This is a genomic window from uncultured Vibrio sp., assembly GCF_947488985.1.
In the GTDB taxonomy this organism is placed as follows: domain Bacteria; phylum Pseudomonadota; class Gammaproteobacteria; order Enterobacterales; family Vibrionaceae; genus Vibrio.
Window position 1 is genome coordinate 1 of record NZ_CANLBV010000228.1, and the last position, 1183, is coordinate 1183.

Annotated in this window: 1 pseudogene; it reads right to left on the reverse strand. The window is 38.5% G+C overall.

Features of this window, described 5'->3' with window-relative positions:
• Nucleotides 1-976: 976 nt before the first annotated feature.
• Nucleotides 977-1114: pseudogene (locus Q1A70_RS19990) on the reverse strand (HAD family phosphatase); the annotation flags it as partial.
• Between the last annotated feature and the right edge of the window lie 69 nt (nucleotides 1115-1183).

A 1183-nucleotide genomic window follows, 5' to 3' on the forward strand; every position in this document is an offset into this window, starting at 1 on the left:
TTAACCCTGTAGAGCAGGTGTGGGCTTGGTTACGCGACAATGAGTTAGCTAACCGTTGCTTTCGTGATTATGAAGAGATCAAGGATACACTTTGCAAAGCTTGGAATCGTTTTAGTGAGTCGACTGAGAAGGTTATATCGATGTGCTACCGAAGTTGGACTGAGCTGACCAATTAAATAATCAAACTGGTATAAGAAAAAAGCCCGCTGATTTCTCAGCGGGCTTTCTAATGGTGGTGGAGGGATAGGGATTTGAACCCTAGAAACTCCGATATTCATTCGTTAAATAACCTGATATCAATAACTTAATCATAACGCAGACTATATTTGCTAATGATTGACTTACTAAATTGACTATAGTTTGTTATTCGTGAGTCCGTCAAGAAACGCTTCTAAAATATCCTATATTTGTTCACTTTAGACTAAAAATCACTCTCCCTCACAGGCCGCGTTTACACTAAATCATCTATAGTTGGAACTTGGTCAAACAGGCGCTTATTGGTGTGTAAGAGTTAATTTTTGATTTTATGAATCATGAGAGAGATCAGCAACACCAATGGATTGGATTAGTGGTTTTCTTAACAAAAGGGCTTTTCACTAACCAAAGCCTGAGAAAGTCACCCCGAAACTCTCATCTATACCATCAAGTCGAACAAAGCAATTCTCGACATTTTGTTGCTATCTAGCGTTCTGCGATACAAGCAAGCAATCCTCCGTTGCTTCATATATGCCTCTCATGCAACCACAACTCAGCGTAAGAAACTTTTGGACAATTCTGAGTCATTGAGTTTACTAATTTAGCTTTTCACGGATAACTTTTAGTACCCCAAAACACATACAGCCATCGCTTCTTACGATGGCTGATATGCGCAAGAATGGACAAAACCAAGTAATCTTTATCTATGGCATTGGATTAGCTTTATGCAGATTGCTTTTATGAACATGCAAATGGAAATGGAAATAGATCCTAAAACACTCTAGATATTCAGCCCTAGAGAAATCAAGTCTTTTTCACATTGACCTATATCTTCAAATTGAATTGCATACATACCAACAGATTTTGCTCCATCCACGTTGTAAAGCATGTCGTCAATAAACACGGTCTCTGAAGGGCTTTGTTGCGTAAATCGAGTGAACTAAATCAGAATCGTACGATCAGATCAGAGACATTCTCTTATTGACTC